Annotated in this window: 14 protein-coding genes, 1 tRNA gene and 1 pseudogene; 6 read left to right on the forward strand and 10 right to left on the reverse strand. The window is 64.6% G+C overall.

All coding sequences use genetic code 11. The features are described from left to right. The first annotated feature begins 40 nt into the window (after positions 1-40). Both ACCQ07_RS08010 and ACCQ07_RS08015 read left to right on the forward strand, forming a co-directional pair. Positions 41-1,363 (forward strand): annotated as a pseudogene (locus ACCQ07_RS08010) (acyl-CoA dehydrogenase family protein). Positions 1,364-1,657: 294 nt separating this feature from the next. Then, the gene (locus tag ACCQ07_RS08015; protein ID WP_170922807.1) at positions 1,658-3,181 is read left to right on the forward strand and encodes a platelet-activating factor acetylhydrolase IB subunit; all 1,524 of its coding nucleotides are present in this window, start codon (positions 1,658-1,660) and stop codon (positions 3,179-3,181) included. Positions 3,182-3,517: 336 nt separating this feature from the next. On the opposite strand, the gene ACCQ07_RS08020 is transcribed toward ACCQ07_RS08015, so the two are convergent. Continuing rightward, positions 3,518-3,604 (reverse strand) — tRNA-Leu (locus ACCQ07_RS08020). A gap of 121 nt (positions 3,605-3,725) precedes the next feature. Between ACCQ07_RS08020 and rnr the strand changes: the two genes are divergently transcribed. From rnr to ACCQ07_RS08040, 4 genes are all read left to right on the forward strand, one after another. Continuing rightward, entirely contained in the window at positions 3,726-6,254 is a 2,529-nt protein-coding gene (gene rnr / locus ACCQ07_RS08025) for a ribonuclease R (RefSeq protein ID WP_277574982.1), read from the forward strand. 273 nt (positions 6,255-6,527) lie between these two features. Continuing rightward, a complete protein-coding gene (locus ACCQ07_RS08030; protein WP_033837274.1) occupies positions 6,528-7,001 on the forward strand; it encodes a GFA family protein in 474 nt (157 codons plus the stop codon). Between the two features lie 308 nt (positions 7,002-7,309). Further along, positions 7,310-8,059 carry a 23S rRNA (guanosine(2251)-2'-O)-methyltransferase RlmB gene (gene rlmB / locus ACCQ07_RS08035; protein WP_011346992.1) on the forward strand — a complete coding sequence of 250 codons (750 nt, stop codon included), beginning with the start codon at positions 7,310-7,312 and terminating at the stop codon, positions 8,057-8,059. 264 nt (positions 8,060-8,323) lie between these two features. Further along, positions 8,324-11,359, forward strand: a complete 3,036-nt coding sequence (locus ACCQ07_RS08040) for a diguanylate cyclase domain-containing protein (RefSeq protein WP_372363958.1) — start codon at positions 8,324-8,326, stop codon at positions 11,357-11,359. Between the two features lie 232 nt (positions 11,360-11,591). Here ACCQ07_RS08040 and rnt read toward each other — a convergent pair whose 3' ends face one another. The 9 genes from rnt to ACCQ07_RS08085 form a co-directional block, all read right to left on the reverse strand. After that, positions 11,592-12,233 carry a ribonuclease T gene (gene rnt / locus ACCQ07_RS08045; RefSeq protein ID WP_008572178.1) on the reverse strand — a complete coding sequence of 214 codons (642 nt, stop codon included), beginning with the start codon at positions 12,231-12,233 and terminating at the stop codon, positions 11,592-11,594. A gap of 257 nt (positions 12,234-12,490) precedes the next feature. Further along, on the reverse strand, positions 12,491-12,898 hold the full coding sequence (locus tag ACCQ07_RS08050; RefSeq protein WP_011346994.1) for an RcnB family protein: 408 nt from the start codon (positions 12,896-12,898) through the stop codon (positions 12,491-12,493). 110 nt (positions 12,899-13,008) lie between these two features. After that, entirely contained in the window at positions 13,009-13,719 is a 711-nt protein-coding gene (phoU, locus tag ACCQ07_RS08055; protein ID WP_008572166.1) for a phosphate signaling complex protein PhoU, read from the reverse strand. A 128-nt stretch (positions 13,720-13,847) separates the two neighbouring features. After that, positions 13,848-14,678, reverse strand: coding sequence for a phosphate ABC transporter ATP-binding protein PstB (gene pstB / locus ACCQ07_RS08060; RefSeq protein WP_005913798.1), 831 nt, complete (start codon positions 14,676-14,678; stop codon positions 13,848-13,850). 22 nt (positions 14,679-14,700) lie between these two features. Beyond that, positions 14,701-15,570 (reverse strand): phosphate ABC transporter permease PstA, encoded by an 870-nt coding sequence (gene pstA / locus ACCQ07_RS08065; protein WP_008572164.1) that lies wholly within the window; start codon positions 15,568-15,570, stop codon positions 14,701-14,703. Beyond that, the gene (gene pstC, locus ACCQ07_RS08070; protein ID WP_003487154.1) at positions 15,570-16,544 is read right to left on the reverse strand and encodes a phosphate ABC transporter permease subunit PstC; all 975 of its coding nucleotides are present in this window, start codon (positions 16,542-16,544) and stop codon (positions 15,570-15,572) included. The genes pstA and pstC overlap by 1 nt, the downstream gene beginning before the upstream one ends. A 112-nt stretch (positions 16,545-16,656) precedes the next feature. After that, on the reverse strand, positions 16,657-17,748 hold the full coding sequence (gene pstS / locus ACCQ07_RS08075) for a phosphate ABC transporter substrate-binding protein PstS (RefSeq protein WP_008572162.1): 1,092 nt from the start codon (positions 17,746-17,748) through the stop codon (positions 16,657-16,659). Positions 17,749-18,094: 346 nt separating this feature from the next. After that, on the reverse strand, positions 18,095-19,114 hold the full coding sequence (gene pstS, locus ACCQ07_RS08080; protein WP_008572161.1) for a phosphate ABC transporter substrate-binding protein PstS: 1,020 nt from the start codon (positions 19,112-19,114) through the stop codon (positions 18,095-18,097). 190 nt (positions 19,115-19,304) lie between these two features. Then, complete coding sequence (locus ACCQ07_RS08085) at positions 19,305-20,555, reverse strand: OprO/OprP family phosphate-selective porin (protein WP_008572160.1); 1,251 nt, start codon at positions 20,553-20,555, stop codon at positions 19,305-19,307. Positions 20,556-20,685 lie beyond the last annotated feature (130 nt).

Consider the following 20,685-nt stretch of genomic DNA (forward strand, 5'->3'; position numbering starts at 1 on the left):
TGCGGTCAACTACATACGCATGCGAATGGTTGGCGCTACAATGGGGCTCAGCTCAGGCCTGAAGGGGTGCGACGTGGATTTCAGCTTTACCGAAGAACAATTGATGATCCAGGATGTGGCGCGCCGCATCGCGCAGGAAAAGATCGCGCCCAGCGCCGAGCAATTCGACCGTAGCGGCGAATTCCCGCTGGAAAATATCCGCCTGCTTGGCGAAAACGGTCTGATGGGCATCGAGGTGCCGGTCGAGTACGGCGGCGCCGGCATGGACCCGATCAGCTATGCGCTGGCGATGATCGAAATCGCCGCGGCCGATGGCGCGCACTCCACCATCGTCTCGGTCAACAACTCGCTGTTTTGCACCGGCATTCTCAAAAACGGCAGCGAAGCGCAGAAGCAGCTGTACGTGCGCGCGATCGCCGAGGGCACGCACATCGGTGCGTTCGCGCTGACCGAGCCGCAGTCCGGCTCGGATGCCTCGGCAATGCGCTGCCGCGCGGTCAAGCAGGCCGATGGCAGCTTCGTCATCAATGGCAAGAAGAGCTGGATTACCTCCGGCCCGGTGGCCAAGTACATCGTGTTGTTTGCGGTGACCGAGCCGGACAAGGGCTCGCGCGGCATCACCGCCTTCATGGTCGATACCGACCGCGCCGGTTTTCATCGCGGCAAGACCGAGCCCAAGCTCGGCATCCGTGCCTCGGCCACCTGCGAAATCGAGTTTGCCGATTACGTTGCGCAGCCCGACGAGGTGCTGGGCGTGGAAGGCGAGGGTTTCAAGACTGCGATGAGCGTTCTGGATGCCGGGCGCATCGGCATTGCCTCGCAAGCGGTCGGGATTGCACGCGCGGCGTATGAGGCCACGCTGGCCTACGTCAAGGAGCGCAAGGCATTTGGCGCGGCGATCGGCACGTTCCAGATGACCCAGGCCAAGATCGCCGACATGAAGTGCAAGCTGGATGCGGCGCTGCTGCTGACGTTGCGCGCGGCGTGGTTGAAGGGGCAGGGGCAAAAGTTCGGTACCGAAGCGGCCGTGGCCAAGCTCACCGCATCCGAGGCGGCGATGTGGATCACCCATCAGGCGGTGCAAATTCATGGCGGCATGGGGTATTCGAAAGAAATGCCGCTGGAGCGCTACTTTCGTGACGCCAAGATCACCGAAATCTACGAGGGCACCTCGGAAATCCAGCGCCTGGTGATCGCGCGCGGCGAAACCGGGCTGCGCTGAGGTCTTGCCGCGCTCCAGCAGTGCCGCTGCGCGCGGCACCGCTGGAGCGCTCTCCGCGATGCCAAAATTACCGAAATCTACGAGGGCACCTCGGAAATCCAGCGCCTGGTGATCGCGCGCGGCGAGACCGGGCTGCGCTGAGGTCTTGGCGCGCCCCAGCGCTGCCGCTGCGCGCGGCACCGCTGGAGGGCTTTCCGCGATGCCAAGATCACCGAAATCGACGCGGGCGCCTCGGCAATCCAGCGCTTGGTGATCGCACGCGGCATGACAGGGTCGCGGCGAAGCCCGTCATTCCCTCAGCATTGCCGCAGCAACGCGGCAACGTCGGAGTGCTCGCTGCAGTGCGTTGTGATCATCAAGGGCGGCTATGCCAAGGGTTGTCCTGCGTTGCATGCGCGGACCACAATCGACGCTTCTCCCGTGTCTGGTGCGCGCATGTCCCGGTCTTCGCACGCTGCTTCGTCCCGTGTTTCACGCTCCGGCTTAGCGCATACCCTGTGGTGCTGGGGGCTGCTGCTGTTCTGCACGACGGCAGGCGCGCAAACCTCGCCGCCTTCGATCGTGCCAACCGATCGTCTGCGCGAGTCCTGGTGGGCGCAGCGGCATGCGCAGGTGCTGGAGCAGGTCAAGCAGCACCCGGATACCAAATTGCTGCTGATCGGCGATTCGATCACTCAAAACTACGAGAAAGCCAAGGCGCCGGACGAAGACTTCCGACCGACCTGGCAAACCTTCTACGGCAGCCGCGGTGCGCTGAACCTAGGTTTCAGTGGCGACGGCACCGAAAACGTGCTGTGGCGGCTGGCCAATGGCGAAGTCGACGGGCTGCAGCCGAAGGTCGCGCTGGTGCTGATCGGCACCAATAACACCGGCCATCTCGGTCAAACCGCCGAACAGACCCAACTCGGTATCGATGCGGTGGTCGCGGCGATCGAGCAGAAGCTGCCGCGAACGCACATCCTGCTGCTGAGCGTGTTGCCCAGCGATCTCTCCAGCGAAAAATCGCGGCGCGATGCGCAGATCAATCAGGGCCTGGCCGTGCGTTACGGCGACAACCCACGCGTGACCTATCTGGATGTGAGTTCGGTCTTCCAGCGCGACGGCAAACTCCGCACCGATCTGTTTTACGACACCCGGTTCCGTCCGGCGGCCGGTGCCTTGCATCCGGACACGCGGGGGCAGCGCATGCTGGCCGAAGCGATCGAGCCCACGCTGGCGCGGCTGTTGGGCGAGCCACCGGTCAAGCCGGTGGCCGAACTCGGCCGTGACGCGGCGACCTCGCTGATGCCGGTCGACTGGCTGGAGCAGGATTCCTACGACTGGTACGCACGCCACCACGCAGCGCTGGCCGTCGCGCGCAGCCTGAAGCCGGAGGTGGTGATGATCGGCGACTCGATCACGCATTTCTGGTCTGGGCCACCGCAGGCCACGCGCGTCAGTGGCCCCGAATCATGGCAATGGTTGTATGGCACGCGGCCGGTCCTGAATCTGGGCTTCGGCTGGGACCGCACGCAAAATGTGCTGTGGCGCATCCGGCAGGGCGAACTCGATGGTCTGGACCCGCGCTGGGTGGTGCTGCATATCGGCACCAACAATCTCAGCGGCACGGCGCAAGCGCGCGCCAGCACCCCGGCTGAAGCGGCGTTGGGTGTGCAGGCGGTGGTGAGCGAGGTGCGCCGTCGCCTGCCCAACAGCAAGCTGATCCTGATGGCGATCATGCCGCGTGGCCGCAACCCCGACGATGCACGGCGCGCGCCGATCGCCGAGACAAACCGGCTGCTGGTCGCGCGCTATGCCAAGGATCCGGCGGTGCAGTTGGTCGATATCGGCCCCAAGATGCTGCAGCCCGACGGCACGCTGCCCGAAGCGCTGATGCCCGATGGCACCCATCCCAGCGAGTCCGGCTACCGCATCTGGGCGCAGGCGCTGCGCGAGGCGGGCATTACCGCTGCGCCGTAACGGTGGCGGCACGCGAGCGCGTTCATCCAAAAGCGAGCGCGGAGGGTAAGGGGGGGCGTGCGGCCGCCCGCGCGCTGGCGCGTCGCGCGGGTCGGCAGGCGCGTTTGGTTTTCAGGAGTGCGCGGGGCCACGCTCCGGCGTGGAACGTGATGATGGCCAAGGGCTCAAGCGAGGCCATCTGCGCCCCGGGCAGTGAGCTGGTCTGCCGTTTTCCAACGCCGAAAGAGCGAGCCGGGGCCGGGCTGCCGGCAACGGCGCGGCGATCGAGTGCAGCGCACTGCATTTTCGAACCCCAGAAACCAGAAGACCCCCGATTGCTCGGAGGTCTTTTTAAACTGGTGCCCAGAAGAGGACTCGAACCTCCACGAAGTTGCCCCCGCTAGCACCTGAAGCTAGTGCGTCTACCAATTCCGCCACCTGGGCAGGTGAGCCGCGAATTTTGCAGGCCCCCGGCCGGCTTGTCAATGGGTTCCATGCGGCAATCGTCGGCGGTCGCGCCGGCCTTGCTGCCCATCCCGCCGCGCCACGCAGTACCATGTAAGCAATGACAAAGAAAAAAACCCCAGATTCCGATCGGCCGAGTCGCCGCAAATCCACCGGCGCAGGCGATTCCAGCACTGCCGAACAGCAGAAGTTGCCGGGCTGGATGCCAGACTTCCTGGTCCGCGCCGCAGCCGGCGCATCGACCAAGTCCGCCAACAAGCGCGCTGCCGACAAAGCATCCAACCCCTCCAAAGCCTCGCCACAGCCGGCGTCCGCGCCGCCTGCGCCCCGCGCTCCGCATCCGCGCAAGAGTGGCCCGTCTGCGCCGCCGCCGGAACGCTTCCAGACCGCTGCGCCTGCGACTGCCGAATTCAAGGATCCGCATGCCGAGCGCGAGGCTCTTCGGTATGCCGAGCCGATCGCCAGCCGCGAGGCCATCCTGCAATTGCTTGAAGCCTGCGACGGTCCGCAGACCGCCGAAGAAATTGCCGAGCAGCTCAATCTGAGCGACCGCATCGATGCGCTGGGCAAGCGCCTGGCCGCAATGGTGCGCGAAGCGCAACTGGTGCAGAACCGCCGCGGTGGCTACGCGCCGGTGCAGCAGACCAGCCTGATCGCCGGCGTGGTCATCGCCAATCCGGAGGGCTTCGGTTTCCTCAAGCCCGACGAGGGCGGCGACGACCTGTTCCTGCCGCCGTTCGAAATGCGCAAGGTCATGCATGGCGACCGCGCGCTCGCCAATGTCACCGGCATCGACCGTCGCGGCCGTCGCGAAGGTGCCATTGCGCGCGTGCTCGAGCGTGGCATGTCCCGCATGCTGGGGCGCTTTTTCTATGAGCACGGGGTGGCTTACGTCGACCCCGACGACAAGCGCATCCAGCGCAATGTGCAGATTGCCCCGGACGGTATCGGCGAGGCACGCGAAGGCCAATTGGTGGTCTGCGAACTGATCGCGCCGCCGGACGCGCGCCGCCCGGCGATCGGCAAGATCATCGCGGTACTGGGCGACAAGCTGACGCCGTCGCTGGTCGTCGAAATGGCCATCCACGGCCATGAATTGCCGCACGAATTTCCGCAGGAAGTGCTGGACGAAGCGGCGGCCGTGCCGTTGGTGGTCGAGCCGCAGATGATCGGCGGGCGCGTGGACCTGCGGCAGATGCCACTGGTCACCATCGATGGGGAAGACGCCAAGGATTTCGACGACGCGGTGTATTGCGAGCCCAATGCCGACGGCTTCCGTCTGGTGGTGGCAATCGCCGATGTGTCCAATTACGTCCGTCCCGGGACGCCGCTGGACGACGAAGCGCAAAAGCGCGCCACCTCGGTGTATTTCCCCGGCTTCGTGGTACCGATGCTGCCGGAAACGCTGTCCAACGGTATCTGCTCGCTGATGCCCAAGGTCGACCGCATGTGCTTCGTCTGCGACATGCAGGTGGGACGCGATGGTGAAGTGACCGGCTCGCGTTTTTACGAAGCGGTGATGAATTCGCACGCACGCCTGACCTATAACCAGGTCTGGAAGGCGGTGGGCGAAGACGATGCGGACACCAAGGCCTTCATCGGCCCGCTGCTGCCGCAGGTGCAGCGCCTGCATCAGCTGTATCACGTGCTGTCGAAGGCACGCACGCAGCGCGGGGCGATCGAGTTCGAAACCTCCGAAGTGCGCTTCGTGCTCGACAACACCGGCGAAGTCACCCAGGCCGGCATGCTGGTGCGCAACGATGCCCACAAGCTCATCGAAGAATGCATGATCGCCGCCAACGTCGAGGCGGCGCGCTATCTGCTGAGCGTGCATGTGCCTGCGCCTTACCGTGTGCATGAGCGCCCGCCGGAGAGCAAGTACGAAGACCTGCTGGAGTTCCTCAAGGAGTTCCAGCTGAGCTTGCCGGCATGGAGCAAGGTGCGCCCCGGCGATTACACCAAGTTGCTGAAGAAAGTGCGCGCGCGCCCGGATGCGGCGTTGCTGGAATCGGTGTTGCTGCGCAGCCAGAGCCTGGCGGTGTATTCGCCGGAGAACAACGGCCATTTCGGTCTGGCGTTGGAGGCATACGCGCATTTCACCTCGCCGATCCGGCGTTACCCGGATCTGCTGGTACACCGCGCAATCAAGCATGCGTTGACCGGCGCCAGCCCGCAGACATTCATCTATACCCCGCGTCAGATGGCGGCGCTGGCTTTGCAATGCTCCGAGCGCGGACGGCGTGCCGATGAAGCCGAGCGCGAAGTGGACGAGCGCTACCGCGCGGCGTGGATGGAAAAGCACGTCGGTGGCCAGTTCGACGGCGTGATCAGCGGTGTGACGGGATTTGGCCTGTTCGTGGAGTTGACGCAGTCCAAGGTCAACGGCCTGGTGCACGTCACGCAGCTGCCGCAGGACTATTACCAGTTCGATCCGATTCGCAAGACGCTCAGCGGCGAGCGCCGTGGCCGCGAGTTCCGCCTCGGCGACCCGGTGCGCGTGCTGGTGCTCAAGGCCAGCATGGAAGAGCGCAAGATCGACTTCCGCCTGGCCGACGAAAATGGTGCAGCGCCCGAAGCGCCGCTGCCGCCACGCGAGAAGCCGACCAAGCGCAAGAAGAAGTCGTACTGAGTTGCAGGACGGCGCTGCGGGCGGCCGAACTGGCAGCCCGCCACGCGAGGTGGTGGTGACAAGCAGCCACTAAAATGAAGCGCGGGTCGTCGGGCGGGTGTAGACGAGGCTGATGAGCCGCGGCGCGCCCGCGGTTCACGGCGACTCCCACGATTGGCCGGATCCGCTTGGCCGTGATCGCAGTCGTGTTATTCGCTGTGAGAGAGGCAGGTGGGCTGTTGCAGGCGAGTGGGTCTGCAATGATGTCCATAACAGACTGACGCGGAGCGGGGCATGGACACTTCAAGCGAATACAGCGGTGGCTGCCAGTGCGGGGCGGTGCGGTTTCATGTGCGTGGTGCGTTGGTGGATGCTTCGATCTGCCACTGCCGCATGTGTCAGAAGGCATTCGGCGCGTATTACGCGCCGTTGGTGTCTGTGCGAGGCACCGAGTTTCGCTGGACCCGTGGCGAGCCCAAGCGCTTTGCATCGTCGAATGTCGTGCAGCGCGGTTTTTGCGCCGAATGCGGCACGCCATTGACGTATGAGGCACCCGACGGCGTGGCAGTCGCGGCAGGTGCCTTCGACACGCCTGAGCAGTTGCCGCCGCATATCCAATATGGATTGGATCGCAAACTGCCCTTCGTCGATGGCCTGGCGCAGCTGCCTACGCGTCCACCCGAAGACGATGCCGCCGCGGAGGCTTTTTTGGCCAGCGTGGTGTCGCGACAACATCCCGATCACGACACTGCGCATTGGCCGGCGTGAGAAAAGGCTTTGGTTTGTTGTGCTGCTGATCGCGGCATGCGAGCAGCAATGGCGTCACCTCGCTCGCGGCCGTCACTGGCCGCGGCAACACGCGCCAGTGCGCCATCTGGCAGGCATCCATCGACACGATGGGGTGCGCGGCCGGCGTGCGGTCAATGCAGGCGTGCGCCATTGGCCCCGGGCGCTGCGCGTCCAGCACCAGTGCCATCGCCGCATCGCGTCGTTGGCATCGCCGGGCTCCACGCACCGGCCGTGACGTGACAGGCCGCAGGCCCTACCATTCCCCTTTACCTCTTCGTATGCCCGCAATGAGCAAGCAGAACCAGTGGATCGTCGGCGTCAATGCTGTCGCTTCGTCCGTCGAGAACGACGCCGACAACGTGCGCGAGGTGTTGATCGAGGCCGGCAGCAAGAATCCGCGCCTGACCGAGATCGAAGAACAGGCGCGCCGCAAGGGCATCGACGTCCGCCGGGTCAATACCCAGGCACTGGACGGTGTGGGTGGGCAGGTACGCCACCAGGGCGTGGCCGCACGCTATGCCGCCGCGCGGCTGTGGGCCGAGAACGAGCTGGAAGGGTTGGTCGAGGCCGCCGAAGGGCGCGCGCTTGTGCTGATCCTCGATGGCGTGCAGGACCCGCACAACCTTGGCGCATGCCTGCGCAGTGCGGCAGCGGCCGGGGTCACCGCAGTGGTGATTCCCAAGGACAAGTCGGCCACGGTGAACGCCACCGTGCGCAAGACCTCCGCCGGTGCGGCCGACCGCATTCCGGTGGTGGCGGTGACCAACCTGGCGCGCTGCCTGCGCGACCTGCAGAAGCAGGGTGTGTGGCTGTATGGCTTGGCCGGCGAAGCAGAGGCTTCGTTGTACAGCGTGGATCTGCGCGGCAATGTCGGGCTGGTGCTGGGTGGCGAGGCCGATGGCCTGCGCCGTCTCACCCGCGAGCATTGCGACGGCCTGGTCAAGATCCCGATGCCCGGCGAAATTGAAAGCCTCAATGTGTCGGTCGCCACCGGTGTGACCCTGTTCGAGGCCGTGCGCCAGCGCCTGGGCACCTAACGGCCCGCATGCATCAGGCGCGAGCGCAGGCGTGCCGGCCTGCGTAACCCACGCGCGTTACGCGATGCACAGCAGCGCCAACGCTTGATCGTTGCATTGCCGATGGGCATCTGCGCAATGTTCCGCGCAGATGCGGTTCGCGAGGCGTTGACTGGCGCACGTGCAGGGAGGTGCAGCAAGGCTTTCCAGGCATGCGCAGCCACCGTCGAACGCAGCGCGACGTTTTTGCCTACCATATCGCCAGCGAACGGCGCGTTGTGTGTGATGAACGATGGGGTGGGCGCCTGGCAAACAGGCGAGAGCAGTTGCGGCGTCCAGGCGTCAGCACGACGAAAACATAGACGGCAGCCGCGCTGGCTCGGTGTCGGCGCCTGCCTGCTGTTGGCACTGTGTTCGCTTGTTGCGGCTGCCTCACCGTTCGGCACGGCACGCTTGCGCGATTACGCCATCGATAGCTGGAGTTCGCGCAACGGGCTGCCGCACAACTCCTTGCGCGACATCGCCCAGACCCGCGACGGGTATCTGTGGTTCGCGACTTGGGAAGGGTTGGTGCGCTACAACGGGCTGGAATTCAGCGTGATCGACCGCAGCACGCGCCCGGGGCTGCCCGATAACGGCGTCGGCGCGCTGTATGTAGATCGCGATGGCGCGCTGTGGCTGAGCGATGCGCGCGGCAATCTGGTCCGGCATGGTGCCGACGGGCAATGGCGACAGTGGCAGCGGCAAGGGCAATGGCCGCAGGCGTTGATCCATGCCATGACCATGGACGCCGAAGGCCGCATGTGGCTGTTGTTCGAAGGGCACGGGCTGGGCTGCCTGTGGCCGGATGGGCGCTTCGACTATTTCCCGCCGCGCGATGACGCGCCGCTGCAAAGCAGTTTTCCGCGCATGGTGGTCGATGCGCAGGGGCGCTTGTTGATCGGCACCTTCGATGGATTGATCTACCGCGAACCGGATGGGCGCATGCACCGCGCGCCGGCCGCATTCGGGTTTCCGCCGGGGTTGGCATGGCCGTATCGCGCAACGGACGGCACGGTGTGGGTGGTTGCGGGAGATCAGCTGTATCGCCTGCAGGGCGAGCGCGCCGAGCTGATGCATCGGGTGCCGGGGCAGGGTCACTTCACCGCGATGCTGCAGGATCGCAATGGCGACCTGTGGCTGGGCAGCGAAAACCAGGGGCTGCTGCGGATCGGGCCGTACGGCGTGGAGCATCTGCCGGCCGGTCGCAGCCTGCCGACCGGGCGCATCGTCAGTCTGCGCGAGGACGCCGAAGGCAGCATCTGGGTCGGCGCAAATGGCGGTCTGTTCCGGCTGCGCGAGACACTGTTCAGTCGCTACAGCCAGCGCGATGGATTAAGCGGCGACTACAGCCGCGCCTTGTTGGAAGACCGCGACGGCAGCCTGTGGATCGCCGGAACCGCCGGCCTGGACCGGATGCTGCCGGACGGGCGCATCGTGGCGGTGCCGGTGGCCACACCATCGGGGCGACGCCTTTCGGTGCTCAGCCTGGCGCTGGACCGGCACGGCGATCTTTGGGTAGGCACCTATGCCGATGGTGTCTTCGTGTTGCGCGCCGGGCGCGTGCTGCGCCATTACGGCGAGGCCGAGGGCATTCCCGGCGGGCATATCCGCGCGATCGTGATCGACGACCACGAGACGGTATGGCTGGCAACCCAGCGTGGCGTGGTGCAGCTGGTGGATGGCAAGCGCACGCCGTTGGCGATCGACGGCTTGCCTGCCAGCGTGGTGACCGCATTGGCCAACGTCGATGGCGCGGTGTGGATCGGTTCGGTCGATGGTGCGGCAGTGCTACGCAACGGCAAGCTGCGCCAGTTGAATCTTGAGCAACTGGGCGGCGCGCGCAGCGTATTCGGTTTTCAGGCCATCGGCGATGCCATGTGGATCGCGACCGACCGCGGGTTGTATCGCGAGCGCAATGGCGTTCTCGCACGCGTAGGTCTGGAGCAGGGGATGCCGGTCGACACGGTGTTCCAGCTTGTCCAAGACCGGCTTGGCAATGCGTGGATCAGCAGCAATCGCGGCGTGCTGCGTACCGAATTCAAGACGCTCGATGCAGTTGCCGATGGGCGCGGCACGCTCGCGATCGAACGCTATGGCGAGATCGATGGCATGGGCAATGCACAGGCCAACGGCAGTTCCGGCCCCAGCCTGCTGCGGCGCGCCGACGGCACGGTGTGGGTGGTGACAGCTGGCGGGGTAAGCATGGTCGACCCCTCACGTCTGCAGCGCTTTCGCGAACGTCGCCCGCCGCCGGCAGTGATCGAGAACGCGCAGCAGGATGGCCGCCCGTTGGTGTGGCGCCAGCGCGCCCAACTGGCTGGCGGGCATCGCTTGAACGTGTCCTACGTCGGCATGAGCTTTCTGCTGCCGGAGCGAATCGAGTACCGCACCCGGCTGGAAGGCCTGGACAACACCTGGACCGAACGCGGCCGGCAGCGCAGCGTGGAATTCATCGGCCTGCCGCCGGGCCGATATCGTCTGCACGTGGCTGCGCGCCATCCGGGCGGGGCATGGAGCCCGCACGAAGCGGTGTGGGCGTTCGAGGTATTGCCGCTGTGGTGGCAACGCCAGGATGTGCGCTTTGCCGCGGCGCTGGGGGCGCTCTTGCTGCTGGCCCTGCTGTATCGGGTGTTGCTGCATCGCTACAAGACCCATAACGCGCGCCTGGCCGAGCTGGTGCGCAAGCGCACCGAAGACCTGCAACGGCAGGCGCAGCGCTTGCTGCAAGCCAATCAGGAAAAGAGCGAGCTATTGACGCGTTTGCGCATCAAGTCCGATGTGTTCGAGCGCCAGGCGCACGAAGATGCATTGACCGGGCTACCCAACCGTCGCCATTTCGACGAAGCGCTGGCGCGCGATATCAGCCGTGCACGGCGCAGTGGGCGGCCGCTGGTGCTGGCGATTCTGGATATCGATCACTTCAAGCGCATCAACGACCATTATTCGCACGCCAGCGGCGATGCGGTCCTGCACGAGGTGGGAGTGCTCCTGACGGCGGCCGCGCGCGCCTCGGATCTGCCGGCACGCCTGGGCGGCGAAGAATTCGCGCTGCTATTGGCCGACACCACGCTGGACGAGGCACAGGCGCTTTGCCTGCGCATCCGCGCGCTCTTCCACGCCCGTCACAACTGGGCCAGCGTCGAGGGCTTGCAGGTGACCTTCAGCGCCGGTGTTGCCGCGCTGCGCGACGACGACACCGGCTCGTCGCTGATGCAGCGCGCCGATCACGCCTTGTACGAGGCCAAGAGCGCCGGTCGCGATCGGATCTGTGTGGGTTAGACGCCGGGATTCGGGAATCGGGATTTGGGATTGGCAACGGCAGCGCAGGCGTTCCTTCTCCTGCACGAGAAGGTGCCCAGAAGGGCAGATGAGGGTACGGCAGCAGGCAGCAGTGCTGCGTCGTGATCAAACGGTTGCGGCTCGTGCTTGGTAAACGCACGCGATTGGCCGCTTCAATCCAGAAACCACGACGCTTTTGCCAATCCCGAATGCCCAATCACGAATCCCGTCCTCACACCGGCCCGGGCCAGGCGTTGGCGATCTTGCAGAACAGGCGTGCGGTCTGTTCGGTGTCGTAGACCGCGCTGTGGGCGTCGGCCGCATTCCAGTCCAGGCCGGCGGCCTGGGCGGCGCGTGCCAGCACCGTCTGGCCATAGGCCACGCCAGCCAACGTCACCGTGTCGAACACGCTGAAAGGATGAAACGGGTTGCGTTTGTGGCCCACGCGCGCCACGGCGGCGTTGAGAAAATTCAGATCGAAGTGGGCGTTGTGGCCGACCAGGATTGCGCGCTGGCAGCCGTATTTCTTCACCGCTGCGCGCACCGGCGCGAACACATGGTCCAGCGCGTCCTTTTCCTGTTTCGCGAAGCGGAACGGGTGGTCGAGCACGATACCGGTGATTTCCAGCGACTTCGGGTCGATCTCCAGCCCGGGCGCCGGCACCAGGTGCGCGCTGGCGGTCTCGCCGGGAAAGAAGCGTCCGTCGGTATCCATCTCGATCGGCACGCAGGCGATCTCCAGCAGTGCGTGCTTGTTCCAGTCGAACCCGCCGGTCTCTACGTCCACCACCACGGGCAGATAGCCACGAAAGCGGCGCGACATCGGCAAAAAAGAGGGGGCAGGCTGTGCATCGACCGGTTCGTTCATCCGCATAGCCTAGCAGGTCGCACGCCGGGCTCTGCCCTGGCTGCAGGCTGGCACGCCCACACCGGCGGCAGCGACGCCCCGACGATTGGGTGCACGGCCACTCGAGTGGCGTCGGCGTGCATTGCCGGCCCACTGTCTGCGAGCGTCTTCCCCGAACCGGGCGACTGCAGACCACACAGCGACAGTCGCCATACACCGAAATGAAAAGGCCCGATCCGCGTTGCCACGGACCGGGCCTCCCTAACGACACGGTGAGCGAGCCCTTAGCGACCCGCGACGACGCTGGTAATCAGCCCGGTGGCCACTGCGATCAGCACGTAGGTGTTATCCACGCGACGCCATTCGTGCCCGCGCGGCGGCGGCTTGAGATGGTGCTTGTGGTAGTCGGCAACGCGACTACCACGATGGTCCGGTGCCAGCCGCTCGCCGCGGCGATACGGCGGGCCGCGGCGCTCGTTGCGATGATCCTCGTGATGCGCGTTGCGGCGATCGTCGCGCCTGTCGTCATGCCTGTCGTCGCGGTGATCGTCATGGCGGTCAGGACCATGGTCGTCGTGACGCTGCGCATTGCGGTCACGGTCGTGATCCAGCTCGTGCTGCTGCGGTGCTGCAAACGCTGCGCCAGAGGTCAGCAGCGTCAAGGCCATGAAGGATCCAACGAAACGTTTCATCAGCGGACTCCTGGGTCACAGGAAATGCCTGTGCAGCTGCACCGTAGAAGTTTCAAGCTGAATACGTAATGAGAAGGCCTTGCGGCGCCTTACGGCCACGCTGCCGCGGTCTAGATGACGCCGGTGCTGCTGGTGTCGTCGCGCTTCACGCGCGGAGGCAAGGGCTGCTCGCCATGCACCAGGAACCACACGTTCTCGGCGATGTTGGTGGCGTGGTCGCCAATGCGTTCCAGATTCTTTGCCATGAACAGCAGATGCGTACACGGGGTGATATTGCGCGGGTCTTCCATCATGTAGGTGAGCAGCTCGCGGAACAACGCGGTGTACTGCGCATCCAGGCGTGCATCTTCGTCGCGGACACGGATCGCCGCATCGGCATCCTTGTTGCGATACGCCTGTACGGCTTCGCGCACGGCATCGGCCGCCATCTGGCCAAGCGCGCGCAGGCCCACGGTCTGCGGCAGCGGCGGTGCGGAATTGAGCGCGATCGAGCGCTTGGCCACGTTGGCCGCGTAATCGCCGATACGTTCGATATCGGCCGGAATCCGCAGGCCTGCAAGAATTTCACGCAGATCGCGCGCCATCGGGCCGCGCAATGCAAGCCGCATCACGTCGTGGCTGATCGCATGCTCCAGTGCGTCGATCGCCTCGTCGTTGACCACGATGCGGTGCGCGGCGTTGTCATCGCGACGCTCCACCACATCCAGCGCGGCTTCCAGCTGCGCCACCGCCGTCTCGCCCATGCGCACGATCTCGGCGACAAGACGGTGCTGCTCCTCGTCGTAGCTTTTGACGATATGGTCGTTGAGGTGCTGGTTCATCGTGGTCTCGATTCGTGGCAGTGGTGGATGTCCGCCGTAACCTTGGCGACATGGCAGATGATGCAAATGTCGTGCCGGGCGGTGCGGCGGAACTGCGTCAATGCGGCGTTGCGCTGGCGCGCCTTACATCAACCGAAGCGGCCGGTGATGTAGTCCTCGGTCTGTTGCTTGGATGGCTGCGAAAAAATGGTTTCGGTGCGGTCATGCTCGATCAGGTCGCCCAGGTACATGAAGGCGGTATAGTCGGACACGCGCGCGGCCTGCTGCATGTTGTGGGTGACGATCACGATGGTGTAGTCGCGCTTGAGCTCTTCCACCAACTGTTCGATGCGGCTGGTGGAAATCGGGTCCAGCGCGGACGTCGGTTCGTCCAGCAACAGCACATCCGGGCGTAGCGCCACCGCACGTGCGATGCACAGGCGCTGCTGCTGGCCACCGGAAAGCCCCAGCGCGCTCTGCCCCAGCTTGTCCTTCACCTCGTCCCACAGCGCGCCCTGGCGCAAGGCCTGCTCGACGCGGTTCTGCATGTCGGCCTTGGACAGCTTTTCGTGGTGGCGGATGCCGTAGGCCACGTTTTCGAAGATGGTCATCGGAAACGGCACCGGCTTCTGGAACACCATGCCCACCTTGCTGCGCAGGCGGTTCATCGGGTACTTCGGCGACAGGATGTTTTCGTTGTCCAGCAACACCTCGCCGCGCGCTTCCATCTTCGGATACAGCGCATAGATGCGGTTGAAGATGCGCAGCAAGGTCGACTTGCCGCAGCCGGAGGGACCGATCAACGCGGTGACGCGCTTTTCGGGAATCTCGATGTTGATGCTCTTGAGCGCGTGGTACTTGTCGTAATAGAAATCCAGATTGCGTGCGGCCACCTTCACCGGCGCCTGCGCCGTCGGCGCCCCCGTGGCGGCCGGAACAGCGATGCGATGCATCGGCTTGGCGTTTTGGAGATCGTTCATGTCGGGTGTCCGGAGGGAAAGGTCAGTCATTGGAAATCTTGTTGCGCAAGAGCAGGGCACGCGCACCCAGGCTCACCAGCAACACGAACACGGTCAGTACCAGCGCGCCGGCCCAGGCCAGCGTTTGCCAGGTGTCGTACGGGCTGCCGGCGAATTGATTCATGATCACCGGCACGCTGGCCATCGGCTGGAAGATGTTGCTGTTCCAGTACTGGTTGCCGAATGCGGTGAACAGCAGCGGTGCGGTTTCGCCGCTGATGCGCGCCAGTGCCAGCAGCACGCCGGTGACGATGCCTGCCGAGGCGCTGCGGTACAGCACCTGCACGGTGACTTTCCACTGCGGAATGCCCAACGACAATGCGGCTTCACGCATCTGCGCCGGCACCAATCGCAGCATTTCGTCGGTGGTACGCACCACCACCGGCAGCACGATGAAGGCCAGCGACAGTGCGCCGGCGAATGCCGAAAAGCGCCCACCGGTCTGCATCACGTACAAGGTGTAGACGAACAGGCCCAGCACGATCGAGGGCGCCGACAACAGGATGTCGTTGACGAAGCGCACCACCACGCCGGCCTTGCGCGCATTGCCGTACTCCGCGAGCCAGGTGCCTGCGGCGATGCCCAGCGGCGTGCCGATGGCCAGCGCCAGCCCGCACATCACCGCACTGCCGAAGAAGGCGTTGAGCAGGCCGCCTTCCTGCATCGGCGGCGGCGTCATCTTGGTAAAAAGGTTGAGGTCGATGCCCGGCACGCCCTTGGACACCAGCGTCCACAGGATCCAGGCCAGGAAGAACAAACCAAACAACGCAGTGACGCAGGAGAGCAGCAACGCAATGGCGTTGACGACCCGGCGGCGGTTGTACAGCGATTGCGACACCGAAGCGGCGGACATCAGTTGCCCTCCCGACGCGACAGCTGCATCAGCATGAAGCGTGCGATGGCCAGCACGATGAAGGTCACGATGAACAACACGAAGCCCAGCAGCAGCAATGCCGACCGGTAGGTTTCAGTGGCTTCGCCGAAATCGTTGGCGATCAACGCCGCGATGGTGGTGCCAGGCTCCAGCAGCGACGGCGACAGGCGCACCGTGTTACCGACCACGAACGCCACTGCCATGGTTTCGCCCAGCGCACGCCCCAAACCCAGGAACACGCCGCCGATCACCGCCGAGCGGGTGTAGGGCAGCACGATGTCCCAGCTCACTTCCCACTTGGTCGAGCCCAGTGCGTATGCCGATTCCTTCAAGCGCGTGGGCACGGTCAAAAACACTTCGCGCATGACCGAAGAGATGAAGGGAATCACCATGATCGCCAGCACGAAGCCGGCGGTCAGCAGGCCGATGCCCAACGGCGGGCCCTGGAACAATGGGCCGATCAGCGGCAGCGTGCCGAGATGATCGTTGAGCCACGGCGTGACATGTTCGGTCATCACCGGCACCAGCACGAACAGGCCCCACATGCCGTAGATGATCGAGGGGATGCCGGCCAGCAGTTCGATGGCAGTGCCCACCGGGCCACGCAGCCAGCGTGGTGCCACTTCGGTCAGAAAGAACGCGATACCGAAACTCACCGGCACCGCAATCAGCATCGCGATCACCGCGGTGACCAGGGTGCCGTAGATCGGTGCCAGCGCACCGTATTTGTTTTCGACCGGATTCCAGTCGGCCGAATAGAAGAAACTCAGGCCCTGCATCTGCAAGGCATGGCGTCCGCCCCACAGCATCGACAGTGCCGCGCTGCCGAGCGCCAACAGGACGAAAACGACCGTAGCGGCCAGCGCAAGCTTGAACAGGCGATCGGCACGTGCGTCGCGCAGGTCGCGGCCGCGTGGCGCGGTCATCGCTTCGGGAATGGCGGTGGCATTCATTCGATTGGACTCGTCACCCGCGCAATGGCGGGAGCGTGAGACAGCAGGAACGGCGAGGCACCTTCAGGTACCTCGCCGCAGCGCAGCCCGCCGCATGGGCGGGTGCAGGGCATTACTTGAACTCGCTGCCCCAATAGGCTTCGATCTGCTTCACCAGCTCCGGCGGCAGCGGCACGTAGTGCAATTCGCTGGCCTGGGCCTGGCCGTTTTCCAGCGCCCACTTGAAGAAGTCCAGCGTCGCCTTGCTGCGCGCGGCGTCCTTGGACTGCTTGTGCATCAACATGAAGTTGGTCGCGGTGATCGGCCACGCCTTCTCGCCCGGCGCATTGGTGATCACCAGGTTGAAGTCACGGGCGTTGGCCCAGTCGGCGCTGGCAGCGGCGGCGGCAAAGCTTTCCGCATTCGGCTCGACCCACTGGCCGGCCGCGTTCTGCAGCGAGGTATACGGCATCTTGTTCTGCAGGGCGTAGGCCAGCTCGACGTAACCGATCGACCCCTTGATCTGCTGCACATACGAGGCAACGCCTTCGTTGCCCTTGCCACCCACGCCGCCCGGCCACTGCACCGAGGTGCCTTCGCCGACCTTGCTCTTCCACTCCGGGCTGACCTTGGACAGGTAGTTGGAGAAGTTGAAGGTGGTGCCCGAACCATCCGAGCGATGCACAAGATTGATCTTGGTGGCCGGCAGGGTCACGCCCGGGTTGGCCGCCACAATGGCCGCATCGTTCCACATGGTGACCTTGCCCAGGAAGATATCGCCCAGCAGGGCGCCGGTCAGGCGCAGCTTGCCCGGCGCGATGCCTTCCAGATTCACCACCGGCACCACGCCGCCGATGGCGGACGGGAACTGGCCCAGGCCAGCCTGTTGCAGTTCCGTGCTGTCCAGCGGTTTGTCGGTCGAGCCGAAATCCACGGTGCCGGCCTTGATCTGCGCAATACCGCCGCCGGAGCCGATCGACTGATAGTTGACCTTGTTGCCGGTGGCGGCGTTGTAGTCGGCCGACCACTTGGACACCAGCGGATAGATGAAGGACGCACCGGCGCCGGAAATTTCAGCGCCCTTGCTGTCGCTGGCGGTGGCGCCTGCGGTCGGCGCGCCCTTTGCGGCGTCTGCGGACTGCGCGTCCTTGCCGGGCGAGCACGCGGCCAGGGCGAGGGCGATGGTGAGGGACAGGGCGGTCAGGCTGGCCGACTGCAATTTCATGGAAGCTCCGAGGCTGGATTGGCCGGTGTCTCCGGCAGACCACACTATGAAATGATGTTTTTGTTACACCTGCATGACAGTGCCTTCTGGCCAACGCATCACAAAAAAAGGACGCGGACCGCGGAGGGCGTGGCACCCTCCGGGATCCGCGTCCCGGGGCAACGCCGGGGAGAGAGACGGCGTCGTTCCTTTACGCGTTTTCGTGCTGGCTGCCGAGCCTCGGTGCGGGGCACCTGGTTGCCATTTCAGGCGGCCCTGCAGGTCGCCGGCATGGACCAGACAACCGCCCATGCCGTTGAAGGCATGGCTTGCCCACCTTGGCGCTGCACCAGAGGCTGCGCCGTCCTTAGTGCGGCAGATTCTTGGCCCAATACGCCTCGATCTGGGTGACCAGCGTGTCCGGCAGCGGCACGTAGTCCAACTGCTTGGCCTGCGCATCGCCCTTGGTGTAGACCCAGCGGAAGAAGTCCAGCGTGTTCTTCAGGCCAGCCGGGTTCTTCGGCTTTTTCTGCACCAGAATGAAATTGGTCGCCGTGATCGGCCAGGCGTTATCGCCAGCGGCGTTGGTCATCACCAGATAGAAGTCCTTGGCCGTGCCCCAGTCGGCACTGTTGGCCGCGGCGGCGAAGGTTTCATCCGACGGTTGCACGAACTTGCCGGCCGCGTTCTTCATTGCGGTGTAGGCCATCTTGTTCTGCAGCGCGTACGACAACTCGACATAGCCGATGCCGCCCTTGATCTGCTTCACGTAGGCGGCCACGCCCTCGTTGCCCTTGCCGCCGATGCCGGTCGGCCACTGCACGGCAGTCCCTTCGCCAACCTTGCTCTTCCAGTCCGGGTTGACCTTGGACAGGTAGTTGGTGAAGTTGAAGCTGGTGCCCGAACCGTCGGAGCGGTGCACCACGGTGATCTTGCCTTCCGGCAGTTTCATGCCCGGGTTGAGCGCAGCGATGGCCGGGTCGTTCCAGGTGCTGACCTTGCCCAGGAAGATGTCGCCCAGCGTCTTGCCGTCCAGCTTGAGCGTACCGGCGGCGACGCCCGGAACGTTGACCACCGGCACCACGCCGCCGATCACCGAGGGAAACTGCGCCAGGCCGGCAGCGGCCAATTCTTCCGGCTTGAGCGGGGCATCGGACGAGCCGAAGTCCACGCTGGCCGCCTTGATTTGGGCAATACCGCCGCCCGAACCGATCGATTGGTAGTTGACCTGCTTCTTGGTGGCGGCGTTGTAGTCGGCCGACCACTTGGACATCACCGGGTAGATGAACGACGCACCGGCACCGGTGACATCGGCAGCCTGGGCACACAGTGCCAGCGAGGCGGCGAGTACGCCGACGGCCAGACGGGTCTTGAAGGAGTGGATCACGGAACAGCTCCTGTAGCGAAGGGATGAGGACGTCCCGCCGTGGTGCCATTGCAGGGCAATGGCATGACCATGCGGTGTCTGGGAAATGACAGGGCGATGACGGCGTTGCGCCGTCGGATGTTCAGGCCGGCAGGAAGTGGCGGCGCTGCCACCGCGTGCGCTCGACCGATCGCACGCGGCAGCGACGCACTTACCAGTAGAACTGCGCGCGTGCTTCGATGATCGACGGGTTATCGTCGACCAGGCCGCGGGTGGTGCTGTTGTAGCGGGTGCTGTCGACCTTGGCGTAGTCGAGGGCGAACTTGAAGTTCGAGCGCCAGTACCAATTGGCGCCGACCGTCCAGATGTTCATCTTGCCGCCCAGCACGCCATCGACGAACGGTGTGTTGCCGTTGGCGACCAGGTGGCCATCGTTGAGGTCCAGGGTGTCGTAGCGCACCGCCAGCTGCCACATGCCCGATGCCGGCTCGTTGGGCAGCGGGGTGGTCGGCACGCCAGCCTTGTAGCCCCAGGTTTCGCCGGTGAGGTTCCAGACGCCGCTCACGTACCAGCCGTCGCTCTTATAGTCGTGCGCATTGGCACCGATGCGGTTGGCGTTTTCCTGGAAGTACTCGCTCTGCAGCTTGAACGGCCCGGTGATCCACATCGCCTCGGCACCGGCCACGCCAACGTTGTCCACATTGGTGATGGCGCCGCTGTCGATCAGGCGAACGGTGGTCAGGTCGGCGTCGGGGCGTGCGCGCAGGCGCAAGGTGTCGTCGTCGGTGTCGTAGGCCAGGTAGCTCAGGCCGAAGTGCAGCACGTTGCCAGTCTCGTTGATCGGTGCCCAGGTGCCGCGCGCGCCATAGCCGTTGCCGTGCGCCTGGTTACGGGTCAGCTCGCGGCCGAATGCACTGGCGGTCACGCTCCAATTGTTGTCGCCCATGCCATAGGCCACGCCCAACCGGCGCGAGATGCCATAGGTGTTGGTCACCGACGCCTTGGAGACGAAGTCGTTGTTCTTGGTGCTGGACAGTTCTTCCAGGCTGTTGGGCTGCTTGAACTGGCCGATCTGCAGGTAATTGTTCGCGTTGCCGCCGAACTTGTACTTGATGTTGTTATCCAGGAAGCGGCCCGTGCTGCGAATGGTGGTGCCACGGATGGTGACCTCCTTCAGCACGCTCGGGTCATAGCCGGCGACCCATTCGAAGTTGCCCGGGCCCTTGCCCTTGAGGACCAGCTCGGCGCGCCGGATGCTGAACTCGGAATTGTCGCCATTGGCACCGATCGGGCCATTGAGGTCCTGCACATCGTTGTGGAACCAGTTGCCGTCGGCCTGGACCAGGCCTTCCAGCGAGATTTCCGAACCACCGATTACATCGATGGCGATCTCGGCGTGTGCTGCAGGGGCGGCCAGTGCCAGCAGCAGCGCGGAACCAAGCAGGGTGGGAGCGAGTTTCATAGATGCCTTGCGACCTGAGAAAGTGGGCGCAGGCTAGGGTGTGAAGGTTGCGTTAATGTGACAAAACAACAGGAAACGTAATACGTCATTTTTGCCAATAAAGACAAGAGTTTACGTGCGTTTCAACTAT

This window comes from Xanthomonas sp. NCPPB 3583 (assembly GCF_041475715.2).
Classification (GTDB): domain Bacteria; phylum Pseudomonadota; class Gammaproteobacteria; order Xanthomonadales; family Xanthomonadaceae; genus Xanthomonas; species Xanthomonas euvesicatoria.

What these genes read in the sequence shown, in the direction of transcription:
- ACCQ07_RS08015 (WP_170922807.1), top strand. Translation starts at nt 1,658, where the DNA reads ATGTCCCGGTCTTCGCACGCTGCTTCGTCCCGTGTTTCACGCTCCGGC.
- rnr (WP_277574982.1), top strand. Translation starts at nt 3,726, where the DNA reads ATGACAAAGAAAAAAACCCCAGATTCCGATCGGCCGAGTCGCCGCAAA.
- ACCQ07_RS08030 (WP_033837274.1), top strand. Translation starts at nt 6,528, where the DNA reads ATGGACACTTCAAGCGAATACAGCGGTGGCTGCCAGTGCGGGGCGGTG.
- rlmB (WP_011346992.1), top strand. Translation starts at nt 7,310, where the DNA reads ATGAGCAAGCAGAACCAGTGGATCGTCGGCGTCAATGCTGTCGCTTCG.
- ACCQ07_RS08040 (WP_372363958.1), top strand. Translation starts at nt 8,324, where the DNA reads ATGAACGATGGGGTGGGCGCCTGGCAAACAGGCGAGAGCAGTTGCGGC.
- rnt (WP_008572178.1), bottom strand. Translation starts at nt 12,233, where the DNA reads ATGCGGATGAACGAACCGGTCGATGCACAGCCTGCCCCCTCTTTTTTG.
- ACCQ07_RS08050 (WP_011346994.1), bottom strand. Translation starts at nt 12,898, where the DNA reads ATGAAACGTTTCGTTGGATCCTTCATGGCCTTGACGCTGCTGACCTCT.
- phoU (WP_008572166.1), bottom strand. Translation starts at nt 13,719, where the DNA reads ATGAACCAGCACCTCAACGACCATATCGTCAAAAGCTACGACGAGGAG.
- pstB (WP_005913798.1), bottom strand. Translation starts at nt 14,678, where the DNA reads ATGAACGATCTCCAAAACGCCAAGCCGATGCATCGCATCGCTGTTCCG.
- pstA (WP_008572164.1), bottom strand. Translation starts at nt 15,570, where the DNA reads ATGTCCGCCGCTTCGGTGTCGCAATCGCTGTACAACCGCCGCCGGGTC.
- pstC (WP_003487154.1), bottom strand. Translation starts at nt 16,544, where the DNA reads ATGAATGCCACCGCCATTCCCGAAGCGATGACCGCGCCACGCGGCCGC.
- pstS (WP_008572162.1), bottom strand. Translation starts at nt 17,748, where the DNA reads ATGAAATTGCAGTCGGCCAGCCTGACCGCCCTGTCCCTCACCATCGCC.
- ACCQ07_RS08085 (WP_008572160.1), bottom strand. Translation starts at nt 20,555, where the DNA reads ATGAAACTCGCTCCCACCCTGCTTGGTTCCGCGCTGCTGCTGGCACTG.